Raw genomic sequence first — 17,318 nt, 5'->3', positions numbered from 1 at the left:
CGGCAAGCGCAACGGCCCGCCTGCCCCACGTTCATCTTCGCGACACCGGATGCCGAAATCGTGCAAACCGCTCCAATACCCCCAAATGGATGGAAAGCAATGAAGCTCGACAAGGGGACTCAGGGCCCCGGGCTCGTCCTGCGCCGGGTGGCCATGACCGCCACCGCGGCGGCCCTCAGTGCCACCGCCGTGTTCGGCGGCGGCCTGGCGACCGCGGCCCACGCCGACAGCGCGACGCTCACCGGGATCGTCCTCGGCGTGGGCGCCGACGAGACGCAGCGCGTCGTGTCGTGGTACTCCTCGGCCGGCACCGCGCAGGTGGTCCAGGTCGCGCCGACGTCCAAGGTCGTCGACGGCCGGTTCCCCGCGAACGCCGTCACCTTCCCGGCCACGGTCACCGCGAACGTCGTCAACGGCGGCTACAACGCGCACGCCACGATCGACAGCCTGAAGCAGAACACCGCGTACTCCTACCGGGTCGGCGCCGAGGGCAACTGGTCCCCGGCGTACTCCTTCACGACCCAGGACTTCAACGGCAACAACCTCGACTTCCTGTTCTTCGGCGACCCGCAGATCGGCTCGTCCGGCAACGTGGCGAAGGACGGCGCCGGGTGGGAGGACACCCTGAACGTCGCCCTCGCCGCCAACCCGAAGGCCGAGCTGCTGGTCTCCGGCGGCGACCAGGTCGAGTCGGCCAACACCGAGACGCAGTGGAACGCGTTCCTCGCGTCCGACAAGCTGCGCCAGTACCCCTGGGCCGCCACCATCGGCAACCACGACGTCGGCGGCAAGGCGTACGAGCAGCACTTCTGGACGCCGAACACCGACCGTTCCGCGCCGTACTACAACGGCAGCGCGACGACCCGGTCGGGCGGCGACTACTGGTTCACGTACAAGAACATCCTGTTCATCGACATCAACAGCAACGCGTACGCCAGCGGCTCCGACGCCGCGCACATCGCCTACATCACCGATGTCGTCAACAAGCACGGCGCCGGCGCCAAGCACACGGTGCTCATCTACCACCACGCGATCTACTCGCCGGCCAGCCACGCGAACGACGGCGACAACAAGGTGCGCCGTCAGGACTTCCCGACGGCCTTTTCGAAGCTCGGTGTCGACCTGGTCCTGCAGGGTCACGACCACAGCTACTCCCGCAGCTACGTGATCAAGAACGGCCAGAAGGCGAACAAGGACGAGCAGCCCGGCGCCACCGAGGTGTCCAAGGGCCCGGGCGGCGTCATCTACGTGACGGCGAACTCGGCCTCGGGTTCGAAGTACTACGACCTCACCGCTCCGGACACGACGAAGGACCCGAACTACGGTCCCGACCCGCTGAACCCCAAGAGCCACTGGGCCAACTCGGTCGAGAACCAGGAGCACGTCCGTACGTACGTGCGGGTCCAGGTGCGCGGGAACAAGCTCGTCGTCGAGAACCTCCGCAGCGGCACCTGCGCCGCCCCGAACGCCGCGGTGGAGCTGGGCCAGGAGTCCTGGTGCGGCCCGGACAGCGGCGTCGGCGCCGCCCAGCCGGTCGGCTCCACCGTCGACAAGGTTGTGATCCACACGAACGAGGGCAAGGCCGGCGAGGAGGACAAGCAGGCCGCGTCCGAGTCCGACTGGCTCCAGTAGACGACCGCGGGGACGCGGGGTCCGTCACGACGGGTTGATCCGGCCCCGCTCCCCATTGAGGTGGGCGCCGCGAAATGGACGCCGTGGGGTGGACACCCGTCGGGCGCCCACCCCACGGCACGTCGTCCACACCGCCGCTTCCACGACCACCCGAGGACGATGCACATGCACCCGCCAAGACCGCGTACGACAACCGCAGCAGGCTCCCTCGCCCGGGCCGTCGTCGTGGCGCTGCTCGCGGCGTTCGGCCTGCTCGGAGCGGGGACGGGCCCCGCCGCGGCGGCGGACGGCGAGGTCACCTGGACGGTCGCGACGGCCTCCGGCGACTTCGGGTCCGACCGGCGGAACTACAGCTACACGCTGGACCCGGGCGGGCGGGTCGAGGACGGTCTCGTGGTGGCCAACCACGGCACGACGCCGCTCCACCTGAGCGTGTACGCCGCGGACGCGTTCACCACCGGACAGGGCCGGCTCGACCTGCTCGGCCAGGACGCGAAGTCGACCGGGGTGGGTGCGTGGGTCCACCCGGACCGGCCCGACGTGACGGTCCGGCCCGGAGAGTCGGCCGAGGTGCCGTTCACGGTCGCGCTTCCGGACGACGCCGCGCCCGGCGAGTACATGGGCGGCATCGTCACCTCGCCGGCCCTGTCCGGCGCGCCGGACGGGCGGCGTCTCGGCATCCGGATCCGCCTGCGCGTGGGCGGAGAACTCAAGCCGAGCCTTTCCGTGCAGGACCTGGAGGTGCGCTATTCCGGCACGCCCAATCCGCTCGGCACGGGCGACGCCACCGTCACCTACACGATCCGCAACGACGGCAACAGCATTCTCACCGCTCGTCAGGCGGTGTCCCTGTCCGGCCCCTTCGGGCGCTGGGACGCCCGTGCGGGACACATCGACGACTCGCCCCCACTGCTCCCGGGCGACACCTGGAAGGTCTCCGTACCGGTCCGCGGAGTGACTCCCGCGCTGCGCCTGACGGGGACGGTCACGCTCGTCCCGCTGCTCACCGACGCGGCGGGCTCGGTCGCCCCGCTCGCCGCCGTCGAGAGCACCGCGCACGCGTGGACCATCCCCTGGGCGCTGCTGCTCCTCCTCGTCGTCCTCTGCGGGCTCGTCGTCTCGGCGCTGTGGCACGCCGGCTTCTCAGAGTGGTTCCGGGGCGGTCTCGCGAAGAGGCGTGACTGTCTTCCTCGGTGACAGGCCGGTGTGCGCGCCGGCGAAGGCCAGGATGTCCACGGTCAGGGCGCGTTCCTTGCTCGCGGGCGAGGCGGCGTGGGCGGTGTCGGGTTCCCTGCGCATGAGGATCGGCCGGTCGCTGCTGGTCGCGTGTTGGAGGGCCGCGCACATCTTGGCGACATGGGCCTCTCCGGTCTGCAGGTCGGTCACCGCGCCGGTGAAGAGGAAGGCCGGGTAGGGGGTCCCGGGCGTGACGTTGTGATAGGGGGAGTACGCCAGGAGCCACTGGAGTTGTTCGGGCCGGGAAGCGCTGCCGAATTCGTCGGTCCACGTGCACCCCAGGCCGAACTGCTCGTAGCGCACCATGTCACACAGCGGGCCTTCGGCGATGACCGCGGCGTACAGGTCCGGTCGCCGCATGGCGGCGGCGGTGACCAGGAGACCACCGGCCGATTGGCCGTATATCGCCAGTTGGTCGCGGGTGGTCCGGCCTGTCTCGATGAGCCAGGCCGCGGCGTCGTTGAAGTCGCTGATCGCGCGGTGTTTGTGTGGTCCTCGGCCGGCGTCGTGCCAGCGTTGGCCTTCCTCGCCGCCTCCGCGTACGCAGGCGACCGCGTAGGTGCCACCGGCGCCCACCCATGCGGCCGCCAGGGGGAAGTACCACGGGCGCATCGGCATGCCGAAGCTGCCGTAGCCGTACAGGAGGGTGGGACGCGGCCCCCGGTGTTCCTCGTCCGGAGTGAACAGGAACAGCGTGATCTCGGTGCCGTCACCGGCGCGGCAGCGCGCGGCGCGGCTGCGGATCTGCGGAGTACGCCCCGCTGTCGCGGCGCCGGCTTCCTGTTCCGTCGTGCCGAGTACGGCGTCGTAGCGATGGATGGTGGGAGGCGTGGTGGCGTCGCAGTAGCTGAACCACGCCTGGTGCCCGTGGGGGACGCTCGTGCGCAGGGAGGACACGACGCCCGCGCCGGGAAGGGGCAGCGCGCCGAGCGGCCGGCCGTCGGCCAGGTCGTGCAGTGTCAGGGCGGAGGTGCCGTGGCGGGCGCGCGCCACCAGCAGGAGGGGCCGCGCAAGCGCCGGGCCGTCCAGGACCAGGCACTCGTCCAGGGGAGCCTCAGGGTCTTCGGCTATCAGCGTGCGCCAGGCGGCCGGGTCGGTGTCGTGCCCGTCCGCCACGCAGACGCGGCCGCACGGGGCCCGGTAGTCGGTGACGAGCAGCAGGGTGCCGTCCGCGAGGAAGCGGGGAAGGACACGGGCGCCGATGGCGCCTCCGTCCACGACCTTGACGAAGCACGGAGCTTCCGGATCGACGAGTTCCGCCACGTACACGTCGTTCTGCGCGGCGGGTCCGGCCATCGCGGTGACGGCCAGACGACGGCCGTCCGCGCTGACCGTGAGCCCGTAATAGTGGTCGGGGGTGTCCTCGCCGCCGAACACCACCGCGTCGGCCTGCCAGGGCGTTCCGAGCCGGTGCAACCGCACGCGCCGGTGCAGGCGCATGTCGTCCGGGGCCAGTTCCTCGTCAGGGACTCGGCTGACGTAGTAGAACGCGTCCCCTCCCGGCAGCCAGGCGAGCGAGGTGTTGCGGGCGCGCGGCAACGGTCCGTCCACCACCTCGCCGGTACGGACGTCCAGCACCACGATGTCGCTGCCGGGTTGCTCGGCGACCTCCATCTGCACGGCCACACGTTCGCCCTCGCGGGACGGCCACCAGGCGTACAGCCCGGTGTGGCCGGACGGATCGATCTCCACGGGATCGACCAGCACTCGCCTGTTTCCCTGGGCGTCGACGACGAGCAGACGCCGCTGCTCGTCCCCACGGAGTTGCTCGGTGAGGAACATGAGCGAGCCCCGCACCATCGGAGGCTCCGACACGCCGAAGGAGGACGCCTCGTCCACCAGAGACGCCCAGGATTCCTTCTCACGCCATTCGTCGCGACAGTCGCGGAAGAGACGATCCTGGGCCGCGGCCCAGTCCCGCACGCGCGCGTCATCGCCGTCTTCCATCCACCGGTACGGATCGGACACCGGGAATCCGAACAGGTCCTCCACGACATCGCTGCGCCGAGCGGCAGGGTAGAACAATCGCGCCATGAAAGCCTCCCCGCCTCTGAATACGTCCCGCAACAGGTCGAGGCACTGCGGCCTTGATGCGCCGCAGTACCTCGATTCACTCAGCTACGACTCGCCGCGGAGAATGTCCGCCTGCCAGCCGCGTACGCCGCCGATGCGGGCAGCGGGAGTGGAATCGCGATACGGCAGGTATCCAGTCATGTCAGCCTCCTGGATCCATCGACTCACCCGGTATGGGCGATTACGACGGCAACCGTCCCCGCGCCCGGGATCGATAAACACCTCCGCCACTGCGGTGGTGGGCGCCGATCCTCCCAATTGACGGCAGCACGGACAAAACTTCGGGCAAGACAAACAGGCATACCGGAATGCCACACCAAGATTGATTTCTGCGCGCAAGTAATTCGACGTTTCTCGAGGGTAGATCCAAGGGCTGACATCTCGCGGCCGACAGCAATACGGCCCGGCGGGGGCGCGGCCCCGGCCGGTGACGAAGCGGGATGCCTGCGCGAGGACCACCTCGACCTCGGCGTACGCCTGTACGGCGCGAGGAGCGCTCGGACGAGGTGGTCCCGGGGAGAGCGAGGACTTCGCCCTTCTGCCATCGACTCGTCCCGCAGTGACCACATGAAGGGGTGCGGGCGAAGATCAGCAGTAGTCGAAGTAGACCTGCTTGACGATGCTCTCGCGGACGCGGTTCCGGGCGTTCTCGGCGAGGCTGGAGGAGTTGGATATCGCGGTGACAGTGAAGTTGATCTTGGCAAAGGTGTTGGGGTTGTAGCTGGTCTGAGCCGGGGCGAAGGAGACCTCGACGGTGGTGGTGCCATCGGTGCCGAGGACGGCGTTCGGCGGGTTGTAGGCGACGGCATAGCCGTAGCGGCGCAACGCGCCCTGGGCGAACGAGCGAGCGTCCTTGTAGCACATGGTCTTGGTGAAATAGCCCGAGTGCCAGGCCAGCGGAGCGGCGGACGTCGTGGTGGCGGTGGTCGCGGCGGAGGCGGTGCTCGCCGTGGCGGCGGAGGCCGGGATGATCGCCGAGGAGGCCACGGCGATCGCGGCGAAGGTCAGGCCCAGTCGGGTCCTGCGCGTGATGTTCGTCATCTTTCCTCGTCCCTTCCAATCGATGTGCGCCGCCGGGAGCCGGTGGCGATTCTTCCTCACCTGCGCGGAAATGGTTCCGCACGGAGAAATAACGGCTGTTTCCGCAAGACCGTCGTACGTCCACATCCGCCCGACTTCTCGGTGCCGGTTCCGATCGGCCTTCGCACGACCAGTTGTAGGCCCGGCTTCTTGCAATGCGCTTTCATCCTGGATACGGCCTGCTGTAAGGCGAATCTGCTTCCATCCGGATCGCGGCCGGAACAAGAAGAGGCGGCATCGCGTTCCGGCCGCGGACGCGGCGAGCCGAGGGCGGAAGTCGACGCCGGGGATACGGACGAGGGCGGCGCGGAGCCGAGTCACCAGGGGAAAGAACCATGGCGCCCGCGGCCGATGCCGCGGGCGCCATGGTTTCCGAGTCACTGTGGAGGCCGGGCTCCCTCCGGCCGATACCTCACGGAGTGACGGTCACCTGGACCGCCGGGGCCGAGCCGACCTGGACGTCCAGGGTGATGGACTTACACACCGTCTTCTTCGCCGAGCAGATCCGGCGCGCTCAGCAGAACGGCGAGGCGCCGGCCGATCTGGACCCCGAGCGGGAGGCGGTGATCCTGTTCGCCATCACCCAGGGACTGGTCAACCCCACGCTGATCGGCCACTACACCGAGGAGGCCGTCGTCGAGGCCGGCGACCGCCACCTGAACCGCATATTCCGCGTCCGGTAACGCCCTGGCATCGAGCGCAAGCTCGCTCAAATGCCTCGGGAGCAAGACACGTTGTTCCGCAGCCGCTGGTGATCTCCCCTTTCAGTCGCGCCGCGGTCACGCGAGCCTGATCATCATGTGCCGGACGCGGCGAAGACCGGGTCGCGCACCATGAACACGTCCACCTCGTCCTCGCTCTCGACCGTGAACCCATGCCGCTCGTACAGTCGCCGGGCCGAACTGCCCCGCAGCACGTTCAGCCGGACCACGGCGTCTTCGCGGTCGCACCGGTCCAGCAGCCCGCGCAGCACGCCTGAACCGATGCCCCTGCCCTGCAGACCCGGGTCCAGGTAGAAGTGCTCCAGCCAGTAGGCGTCCTTCACCGGCCGCAGCGCCACGCAGCCGGCCCAGGCACCCGCGACCTCGATCACCCAGGTGTGAGCCGGCATGAACCCGTCGCGCAGCCGCTGCCGCACCCGCTGCTCGTCGTACCGCCCGAGCCGCTCGAGATCCGGCCTCAGCACCACGGCCCGCAACTCGGCCACCGCCTCGACGTCCGCCGCCGAAGCCGACCGAAGCTCCCAGACTGCCACGATCGGGATCGTATCGCCCCGTTCCTGCCGGCCCGGGAGCCTTCGAAGCAGCTGTCGATATCTGGCTCAGGAGATGCTTGCCATGGCCAGGGTGCCGCGGCGTTCCCGGAGATGGGCCCATGCCATGAGGCCGAGCAGAACGGCGAGGAGGACGGCGGAGGAGCCGGCGGTTCCGAGGTCGAGACCACCCTTGGTGGCCGGCTTGGTGAGGAGATCACCCGCGGTGGCGCCGAAGGGCCGGGTCAGGACGAAGGCGAGCCAGAACAGCAGCACGTTGGGCACGACAGGGACGTACCTCAGAGCGAGGAGCAGCGCGAGCAGGGCGGTGATGAGCGCCACGCCTCCGCTGTAGCCGAGACCTGAGCTGTCGGAGAGGAAGTCGCCCAGGGATGTGCCGAGCGTGTTGGAGACGAGGATCGCCGACCAGAAGAGGGCTTCGCCACGGAAGGTGTCGATGCCGCGGATCGCGAAGGTCAGTCCGGTGAACTTCCAGATGACGAAGATGGCGATGAGGATCGAGATCAGGATCGCGGCACCGACGGGGTAGCCCAGACCGAGGCCCTGGGGCCCCCAACCCAGCGACGTCGCTCCTTTGGGCAGGTATTCGGCACTGGCGTCGCGGTTCATGAAGTCCGACATCGTGGTGCCGGCCATGCTGGTGGACAGGATGACCGTCCAGTAGAAGAAGGGGTTGTACCGCTTCGAGGCGAGCTGGATCACCACGGTGGCAAGGAAGATCAGGAACAGCGCGACCGTGGTGAGGAAGTAGCCGATCTTCAACGTCTGGGCGAACAAGTCGCCGGCGGTCTCGCCGAGGGTGGTGGCGGCGACCTTCATGATCCAGAAGACCAGCGTGACCTCGGGCAGTTTCTTCATCACATAGGTGCCGGGACGCTGTATCCCGTGCGTGTCCACACACGGTGTCCGGTCGTCGTTCCGCACGGTCTGGTCCTCCCACTTCGCGTGACTGATGCCTTGCGGGGATGCGGCATGACGCTCCAGAGCACCCGGCACTAACAGTATTCACAACATCACGCAAGGCTACAGGTGCAGGTCAGGCGGCGCGGGAGGATCGGGTAGGCGAAGACGCAACTCCGGCCCAAGCACGGTAGGGCGCTGTTGCCATGCGCCGGTGACGCCGACGCACCAGGCAGGGCTCCCCATACCTGACATAACATCCTTCTCTTGGGCAAATACGCAGAGTACCTATTCATATACGAGGAGTTGTGATGACATAGTGCCCGATCCGCCTAGCCCTGTGCCGGGCGCGCTAGGTGGACCCTGGCCGAGACAGCAAGCCGACCGGCGAAGTGCCGAGTCGTGGTGGACCCGAGCAGGAAGGGCGACATGAGCGCGGACGACCCGACAGCGGAGCAGGCATGGCCGGAGCACGCGGCGGCGGTGGTGGGCGTGGGGTGCCGCCTGCCCGGTGGGATCGTGAGCCTGGACGGGCTCTGGCAGGCGTTGCGACAGGGCGCCGATCTGGTCGGCCAGATCCCGCCGAGCAGGTTCGAGGCCGATCGGTTCGTCGACGACACCACACCGAGGCCGAACAGGAGTTACACCCGGGCCGGAGGCTTCCTCGACGAGGACATCACCGCCTTCGACGCCGCCTACTTCGGCATCTCCCCCAAAGAGGCCGCCTCGATGGACCCGCAGCAGCGGTTACTCCTGGAGATGGCGGTCGAGGCCCTGGACGACGCGGGCATCGATCCGGCGGCGCTGGCAGGCACCGACACGGGCGTGTTCATCGGCATCTCGGATCCCGCCTACGGCACGATGCAGGCGTTGGAGCCGGGTGCCCTGGGCCCGTACTCGATGTCGGGGGGAACCCTGTCCATCGCGGCCAACCGGCTGTCGCACTTCTTCGACCTGCGCGGGCCGAGCATGAGCATCGACACCGCGTGCTCCTCGTCGTTGACGGCCGTAGAGCGGGCCTGGAGGTCCCTTGCGGAGGGATCCAGCCGGGTGGTGCTGGCCGGTGGGGTCAACCTGCTGCTCAGCCCGGGTCCCTTCATCGGTTTCAGCCAGGCGTCGATGTTGTCGCCGACCGGCCGGTGCCGGGCGTTCTCCGCCGACGCCGACGGGTTCGTACGCGCGGAGGGCGGCGGTGTGGTGGTGCTCAAGCGCCTGGCCGACGCGCTCGCCGACGGGGACCGTATCCACGGCGTCATCGTCGGCGCCGCCGCCAACAACGACGGCCACACCATGGGGCTGGCGTTGCCGAACGCCGAAGCGCAGGAAGCCCTGTTGAGGCAGGTGTACACCACGGCGGGCATCAGCCCCGACGAGATCGTGTACGTGGAGGCGCACGGCACCGGCACCCAGGCCGGTGATCCGGCCGAATGCCAGGCGCTGGGGCGGGCGCTGGGCAGCCGGCGCACGCGCGGAGTCCTGCCCATCGGCTCGGTGAAGTCCAACCTGGGGCACCTGGAGCCCGCCTCCGGCATGCCGGGGCTGTTCAAGGCCCTGCTGGTACTCCGGCACCGGATGATCCCGCCCTCGTTGCATGCCACCACGCTCAACCCGCGTATCGACTTCGACGCCCTGGGTCTGAGTGTCACCGTCGAGCCGCGACCGCTGGACGAAGCAGGCGAGCGGCCCGTGGCCGGAGTCAACTCCTTCGGGTTCGGAGGCGCCAACGCCCACGTGGCGCTGGCCGCACCACCCGCGCCTCCACCACCCGCCGCCAGGGCGGCCGGGAACGAGCCAGCGGCGCCCCCCGCGGGAGCGCTGCCCGTCGTCGTGTCCGCGCGCAGCCGGTCCGCGCTGCGGGAGGCCGTGGAACGGACCGCCGCGCATCTGATGTCACTCGAGGAACGAGATTTCTACGATGTGGCCTACACCGCGACTCGGCGGCGCGGCGGCCACCGGCATCGTGCCGTGGTGCTGGCCGATACCGCTGCGGGGGCGGCGCGGGCGCTGGCGAGCCTGGCGGACGCCCCGGAGCCGACAGGCCCCGCCGGTGCGTCCGATGCGGGCAGGCCCCTCGGAGCCAGGGACGCGGCGGTGGCGGAGTCGGAGGCGGTGGAGCACGGGCGGGTGGCGTTCGTGTTCTCCGGCAACGGTTCGCAGTGGGCCGGGATGGGCGCCGATCTGCTGTCCGACGAGACCTTCCGCTCGGCCGTGGAAGCGGTCGACGACGAACTGTCCGACCGGCTCGGCTGGTCGGTGCTCAAGGAACTGTCCCTGCCCGCCGATCAGTCACGGCTGTCGGCGACCGAAGTGGCGCAGCCGTTGCTGTTCGCCGTCCAGGTCGGTCTGGTGGAGATGCTCAAGGCGGCGGGCGTGCGGCCCGGAGCGGTGCTCGGCCACAGCGTGGGCGAGGTCGCCGCCGCCTACACCGCCGGCGCCCTGTCACTGGCCCAGGCGGCGCAGGTGATCTCCGAGCGCGGCATGGCGCAGTCGGTCACCCGGGGGCGGGGCCGGATGGCCGCGCTCGGGCTGCCCGAGACGCCGGCCAGGCAGATCCTGGCCGGCTACCCGCAACTGGAGGTCGCGGCGGTCAACTCCGACCGCGACGTCACGATCGCCGGACCGGACGGATCGCTGAAGTCCCTGGGTGAGGACCTCTCCTCGCGCGAGATCTTCTTCCGCGAGCTGGACCTGGACTACGCCTTCCACAGCGGCGCCATGGATCCCGTGCGGCAGCCCTTGGCCGAGGGACTCGCCGGGCTGCGGCCCTGCCCGGCGCATCTCCCTCTGGTGTCCACGGTGACAGGCGGCCTGGTCCGGGGGACGGAGCTGGACGCGGCGTACTGGTGGCGGAACGTCCGAGAGCCGGTGCGGTTCGCAGCGGCGGTCGAGCGGGTGCTCGGCGACGGCTTCGACGTGCTGCTGGAGATCGGCCCGCATCCGGTGCTGCGCTCGTACCTGCGCCGCATAAGCGGCACCGCGCGGGTACGCGCGGCCGTCGTGCCCACCTTGCGCCGCGACGAGCCAGGTCCGGCGCGTGTCCGCCGCGCGGTCGCCGAACTCGTCGCGGCCGGTGCGCGGCTCGACTGGGATCGGTACTTCCCCCGCCCCGGCGCGGTGCGATCGCTGCCGGCCTATCCCTGGCAGCGCGAACGGCACTGGATCGGAGGCCCGCACACCTGGGTGCAGACCAACGTCGACACGACGATCCAGCATCCGCTGCTGGGACAGCGGATGCCGGTGCTGGACCCCACCTGGCAGGGGGAGATCGACCGGGCACGGGTGCCCTGGGTGGCCGATCATCGGGCCGGCGGTGCCGCCGTCATGCCGGCCACCGGCTACGTGGAGATGGCCGTCGCCGCCGCCCGGCTGGCCATACCGGACGCCGCCGAGGCGGTGGAGGTCGACAGGGTCGACATCAGCCGGGCCATGGTGGTGCCGTCCCAGGCCGCCGCCGATTCGTTGTACGTGCAGACCTCGCTCTGCGCCGAGACCGGGGTGGTCACCGTGGCCAGTGCCGGGCGGCAGGCGGAGCAGCCCCGCGAGCACTTCCGGGCCCGGGTACGGCCGCTGCTGCGCCGGAACCCGCCGCCGCTGGACGTGGTCGCGCTGCGCGCTCGCATCAACAGGGGGGTGGACGTGCCCGGCTACTACGCGCGGGCCGCCGAAGGACAGATGGTGTGGGGGCCGGAGTTCCAGGTCCTGACCGAGCTGTGGATGGGCGAGCGGGAGGTGCTGGGCGCCTACTCGTGCCCGGAGCAGGGGCAGGGGCGCTACCAGATGCATCCGGTGGTGCTGGACAGCGCGCTGCAGGCCGGCGTGCTGTGGCTGGTGGAGTCGCTGCGATCGGGCCGCGGCTACATGCCCGCCGCGATCGGCTCCGTCCGCCTCTGGGGAACGCCCGCGGCACAGGGGCTCGTGCACGTACGGGAACGTTCCAGCAGTGCCGAGGAGGTCTGCTGGGACATCGTGGTCGCCGACCACGACGGCCGGATCGCCGCCGAAGTGGAGGGCTGCCGGCTACGCCGGATGCCCGGTGTCCACATCACCCCGGTCACCCGTTATGAGATGGCGCTACGGGCCGCGCCCCGGGCCGGCACGCCCGCCGGGCCGTGGCCGGCCCCCCGCCCCGGGCAGATCCTGTCCGGCGCGGCCGAGCAGATCGACCGGCTGCGCTCGGCGTGGCACGAGCTGGACTACCCGCGGTACGCGGCACGGCTCGAAGAGGTCTTCGCCCGCACGCTGGCCGGCGCGCTCGGCGAGCTGACCGCCGAGCGGTCGATCGGCATCGAGGAACTGATCGAGGCATGCCCGGGGGCGCACCACCGGCGGATGCTCCATGCGGCACTGCCGCTGCTGGAACAGCACGGACTGCTGGAGCGGCCGGTCGAGGGCGGCCCTCGCCTGATGCCGACGGGTGCGGACCCGCGCGAGCCGCACCGTGACCACCACCGTGACCACCACCGTGACCACCACCGGGACATCCTCACCCGGGGAGCCGCCTTCGCCGCCCAGAGCGCCCTGTCCGTACTGGCCGGCCGGTGTCTGCCCGAACTACTCGCAGGCAGGCGTTCCGGCTCCGACGTCCTGAGCTCCGGCGGCGGTCATGAGCTGATGGAGCAGTTCCACGACGTCGGGCCGGTCAACCTGTTCACCAACCGGATCGCCCGGGCGCTCGTCGAGCAGATCGTCCGGCGATGGCCGGCCGACCGGCCGCTGCGTGTCCTCGAAGTCGGTGCGGGAACGGGCGGCACCACCGCCATGCTGGTGCCCGTCCTGCCCGCCGACCGCACCCGCTACCTGGTCACCGACCTCGCCGAGGCGGCGTTGACCCGGCTGCGGCAGCGCTTCGCCGGCTTCGACTTCGTCGATTACGCCGTCCTCGACCTGGACGCCGACCCGGTCGAGCAGGGACTGACCGCGGGCGAATTCGATCTCGTGGTCGCGGGGAACAGCCTGCACCTGGCCCGTGACCTGCCCGCCGCGCTGCACCACCTGTCCACCCTCCTGGTTCCCGGCGGCCAGTTGCTCATCACCGAACCGCACCGGGTGGGGACCCTGCTGCCGTTCCTCGGCATGCAGGAGGAGTTCTGGGACTTCACCGACCGGCACCTGCGCCCGCGCTCGCCGCTGCTGTCCCGGGAAGAATGGCCGGAGGTGCTGGCGGAGGCCGGCTACACCGAGGTCGTCCAGACCGGCGACGACGACGAACTCGCGGCCGGCGACTTCTCGGTGATGCTGGCCACCGCTCCGGCCACCGCTCCGGTCACCACGGGGGGCGCTCCGGCCACCGCGCACTCCTCACCGGACGCCGCCGGCACGTGGATCCTCGCCGGTGAGGACGGCACCGGCGCTCTGACCGCCGAGCTGCGGACGCTGCTGCGAACCCGTGGCGGCGACGTGCTCCACTCGCCGCTCAGCGACGATCCCGACCACTGGATCGATCACTTCCCACCCACCGCCCAGACGGTCACCATCGCGGTCATCCTGGGCGGAGCGGACGGCAGCGAGCTGCGTGGAGCCGACGACACCGAGCCGAAGGCGACCATCGACGCCGAGCCGAAGGCGACCGTCGAGCAGATCACTCGGCGGGCCGCGGCGCTGCGAGCCATCGCACTGGCCTGCGAGCAACTGCCCGAGCACGTCGCGACCACGGTGTGGCTGGTCGCCCGCCCCTGTGCCGCGCTGCCGGAACCCCGCCTCACCGACGTCCGGTTCCACCCCGAGGACGCGGCGACCTGGGGGACGATGCGCTCGCTGAGCAACGAGCAGCCGCGGCTGGCGATACGCAGGCTCTGCCTGCACCCCACCGGTGACGCCGCACAGGACGCCGGTCGCCTGGCGGCGGAACTGCTCGCCCCGGGCGAGGAGGACGAGATCCTGCTCACCCGTCGAGGGCGTTTCGTGCCGCGGCTGCGTGAGTCAGGCGAGCACGCCCGCAGCCTGCCCGTCGGCGCGGGCGGCGCCTATCGGCTCAAGGTGTGCGATCCGGGGCTGTCCTACACCCTGGCCTGGGAGGAGATCCCGATGCCGCAGCCGGGGCCTGACGAGGTCGTGGTCGAGGTGCGGGCGATCGGGCTGAACTATCGCGACGTGATGCGCGCGGTGAACCTGCTGCCCACCGAGGCCGTCGAAGCGGTCTTCGGCGGGCACGAACTGGGCCTGGAATGCGCCGGGATCGTCACCGCCGTCGGCGCCGCCGTCACCGGGACCCGGCCTGGCGACCGGGTGATGGCCGCGGGACCCGTTGGATTCGCCAGTTACGCGAGGGTCAAGGCATGGGCGGCCGTCACCCTCCCCGAGGGGATGACCTTCACCGAAGCCGCCACCATGCCGATGGCGTTCTCCACCGCGCACCATTCGCTGGGGTACTGCGCACGGGTCAAGGCGGGTGAGACGATCCTGGTCCACGGCGGCGCCGGTGGAGTCGGCCTGGCCGCGCTGCAGTACGCCCGGCACCACGGAGCCCGCGTGATCGCGACCGCCGGCACCGCCGCCAAACGCGACCTGCTGCTCGCGATGGGAGCCGACCACGTCCTGGACTCGCGCAGCCTGCGTTTCGCCGAGCAGGTCAAGGAACTGACCGGGGGCCGGGGAGTGGACATCGTCCTCAACTCGCTGGCCGGTGATGCCGTCAACCGGGGCGTGGAATGTCTGCGGCACGGCGGCCGGTTCATCGAGCTCGGCAAACGGGACATCTACCAGAACAGATCCCTCCTGCTGCGCCCGTTCTCCGACAACATCGCGTTCTACGGCGTGGACGTGGGCACTCTCATGTGGAAGGCGCCCGAGTTGATGGCCGAAAGCACGGCGCAGGCCGCGCCCCTCTACCACTCCGGGCGGTTCCGGCCGCTGCCGCACACGGTGTATCCGGCCGCCCGCGTCGCCGACGCCTTCGCCACGATGCGCCATTCCCGGCACATCGGAAAAGTCGTGGTGTCCTTCGACCCGCGCGACGAACCGGTCACCGTCCAGCCCCAGCAGACGGCGCCGCGCCTGGATCCGGAGGGGACCTACCTGGTCACGGGCGGCCTGGGTGGGTTCGGCGCGGCGACGGCTCGCCGCCTCGCCCAGCGGGGTGCCCGCCACCTGGCCCTGGTCGGCCGCCGGGGCGCCGAGGCGCCCGAAGCTCCCGCTCTGCTGGAGGAACTGGAGAGATCGGGAGTGGAGGTCCGCGCGTACGCGGCCGACGTGGCCGACCGCGACGCGATGCGGCGGATCCTGCACGACCTGGACGCCGGCGGCCACCCGCTGCGCGGCGTCGTACACGCGGCCATGCACCTCGACGACGGCCCGCTCGCCGACCTCGGCGACGACCGGATCCGCGCCGTCCTGCACCCGAAGGTCGCCGGCGCGATGGTGCTGGACGAACTGACCCGGGATCGTCCCCTCGACCTTTTCGTCATGTACTCCTCCCTCACCACCATCGGCAACATCGGTCAGACGTCGTACGTCGCCGCGAACCTGTTCCTGGAGGCGCTGGCCCGGCAGCGGAGCCGGCGGGGCCTGCCCGGACTGACGGCCTGCCTGGGCGCGCTCGCGGAAACGGGGGTGCTGACCCGAGGCAGGCAGGGAGAGGCACTGGCCAAGGCAGGGATCCCGCCGATGCCTCCCGCCCGGGCGCTGGACGCCGTGGAGGCCATGCTCGGCGAGCACGCCGACGTCGCCCTGGTGGGCCGCTGCGACTGGGGCCGGTTGCGGCAGGTCCTGCCCAGCCTGCAGCGCCCGTGGCTGTCCCTGGTGCTGCCGCCCGGTGCGGAGCAGCAGGGCCCCGACCTGCTGTCGCTGCTGGCGGAGATGAGCTACGAGCAGCAGTACGCGTACATCACCGAGCAGATCACCCGGCTGTTGTCCACCGTGCTGCTCATCCCGGCCGACCAGATCGCCGAAGACCGGCGGCTGGACGAGTACGGACTGGACTCCCTGATGGCCACCGAACTGCTGACCTCCATCCGCGGCCGGTTCGGCATCGACATCCCGCCCATGGAGCTGATGCGCGGCGGCGGCACCGTCGCCGACATCGCTCACAGCATGCTCATCCGCCTCGGGCTGCGCGGCGGACAGCAGCAGCCCGCCGGTGCGAGCCGGCAGAAGTGAGGACTGCATTGACCCACCTGCACACCCGGATGGCGGGGGTGGCCGCCCACCTGCCGGAGACCACACTGAGCACGGCTGAGCTGGAAGACCGGCTCGCCGACCGCAACCCCACCCTTGACCTGCCCCGAGGGCTGATCCACGACCACAGCGGAGTCCGGCGCCGGCACATCGCCCTCCCTCACGAGAAACCGTCCGACCTGGCGGCGCACGCCGCCCGCCGAGTCCTGGAGGACAACGGCCTACAGGCCGCCGACCTCGATCTGCTCATCTACGCGGGAGTGTCGTCCGACGCCGTGGAGCCGGCCACCGGACACGTCGTCGCCGCCAAGATCGGGGCCTGCTGCCCGGTGTTCGACGTACGCAACGCCTGCAACAGCGTGCTGAACGCCATCCAGGTGGCCGACGCGCTGATCTCCGGCGGCCGTCATCGGCGGGTCCTCGTCTGCTGCGGAGAACTGCCCACCGCCGGCACACCGTGGACCCTGGCCGACGCCGAGGAGTACATCACGGTCGCCGCGTCCTACACCGTCTCCGACGCCGGCGCCGCGTTGCTGCTGGAGGCCGGTACCGAACCGGGGGTGCTCGCCCACCGGTTCTCCGCGTACTCCGCCGGATGGCAGGCGGCGGTCTCCGCGGTGGACAACCTCACCACCGACCCGTGGGCGGGCCGGCCCACCATCGGCCCGCTCATCGTCGACTCCGCCCGGTTGGTGCGCGGCATCGAGAACATCGATTACGCCGTCTTCCACAAACCCCTCGCCGATCTCGGGCTGACCTGGGACGACTTCGCGGCCGTCTGCGTGCACCAGGCGACGCTGCCGACGCTGTGGTGGTTCTGCGACCAGGTGCGCATACCGCAGGGCAAGGTCGTCGTCACCATCGCCCAGCACGGCAACCTCGTCGCGGCGACGCTGCTCGTACAACTGGCGCGGGTGGTCGCCTCCGGACGGGTACGGCGCGGCGACCTGGTCGCCCTGGTCGGCCTGGCCAGCGGGGCCAGTGCCGGAATCGTCGTCGTGCGGTGGTGATC

Annotated in this window: 9 protein-coding genes; 5 read left to right on the top strand and 4 right to left on the bottom strand. The window is 70.5% G+C overall.

Features of this window, described 5'->3' with window-relative positions; translation table 11 throughout:
- Positions 1-99: 99 nt before the first annotated feature.
- Both IL992_RS17205 and IL992_RS17200 read left to right on the top strand, forming a co-directional pair.
- On the top strand, positions 100-1,632 hold the full coding sequence (locus tag IL992_RS17205; RefSeq protein ID WP_193204341.1) for a purple acid phosphatase family protein: 1,533 nt from the start codon (positions 100-102) through the stop codon (positions 1,630-1,632).
- A gap of 165 nt (positions 1,633-1,797) precedes the next feature.
- Complete coding sequence (locus tag IL992_RS17200) at positions 1,798-2,829, top strand: WxL protein peptidoglycan domain-containing protein (RefSeq protein ID WP_193204340.1); 1,032 nt, start codon at positions 1,798-1,800, stop codon at positions 2,827-2,829.
- Here IL992_RS17200 and IL992_RS17195 read toward each other — a convergent pair.
- Entirely contained in the window at positions 2,776-4,902 is a 2,127-nt protein-coding gene (locus IL992_RS17195) for a prolyl oligopeptidase family serine peptidase (RefSeq protein WP_193204339.1), read from the bottom strand. The two genes, IL992_RS17200 and IL992_RS17195, sit on opposite strands and share 54 nt — an antisense overlap.
- 627 nt (positions 4,903-5,529) lie before the next feature.
- Positions 5,530-5,982 (bottom strand): hypothetical protein, encoded by a 453-nt coding sequence (locus IL992_RS17190; protein ID WP_193204338.1) that lies wholly within the window; start codon positions 5,980-5,982, stop codon positions 5,530-5,532.
- Between the two features lie 458 nt (positions 5,983-6,440).
- Here IL992_RS17190 and IL992_RS17185 point away from each other — a divergent pair, with 458 nt between their 5' ends.
- Positions 6,441-6,704: a TetR family transcriptional regulator C-terminal domain-containing protein gene (locus IL992_RS17185; protein ID WP_193204337.1), complete on the top strand. Its 264-nt coding sequence runs from the start codon at positions 6,441-6,443 to the stop codon at positions 6,702-6,704.
- A gap of 113 nt (positions 6,705-6,817) precedes the next feature.
- On the opposite strand, the gene IL992_RS17180 is transcribed toward IL992_RS17185, so the two are convergent.
- Entirely contained in the window at positions 6,818-7,276 is a 459-nt protein-coding gene (locus IL992_RS17180) for a GNAT family N-acetyltransferase (RefSeq protein ID WP_193204336.1), read from the bottom strand.
- A 66-nt stretch (positions 7,277-7,342) separates the two neighbouring features.
- Complete coding sequence (locus tag IL992_RS17175; RefSeq protein WP_319018615.1) at positions 7,343-8,218, bottom strand: COG4705 family protein; 876 nt, start codon at positions 8,216-8,218, stop codon at positions 7,343-7,345.
- Between the two features lie 405 nt (positions 8,219-8,623).
- Between IL992_RS17175 and IL992_RS17170 the strand changes: the two genes are divergently transcribed.
- Together IL992_RS17170 and IL992_RS17165 are read left to right on the top strand one after the other, a co-directional pair.
- Positions 8,624-16,288, top strand: a complete 7,665-nt coding sequence (locus IL992_RS17170; protein WP_193204335.1) for a type I polyketide synthase — start codon at positions 8,624-8,626, stop codon at positions 16,286-16,288.
- Positions 16,285-17,316 carry a 3-oxoacyl-ACP synthase III family protein gene (locus tag IL992_RS17165; protein ID WP_319018614.1) on the top strand — a complete coding sequence of 344 codons (1,032 nt, stop codon included), beginning with the start codon at positions 16,285-16,287 and terminating at the stop codon, positions 17,314-17,316. Before IL992_RS17170 ends, IL992_RS17165 begins: the two co-directional genes overlap by 4 nt.
- Positions 17,317-17,318 lie beyond the last annotated feature (2 nt).

This window comes from Microbispora sitophila (genome assembly GCF_014892245.1).
Classification (GTDB): domain Bacteria; phylum Actinomycetota; class Actinomycetes; order Streptosporangiales; family Streptosporangiaceae; genus Microbispora; species Microbispora siamensis.
Note: the sequence above shows the minus strand (reverse complement) of the source record. Positions and strands in the feature narration are given on the sequence as shown.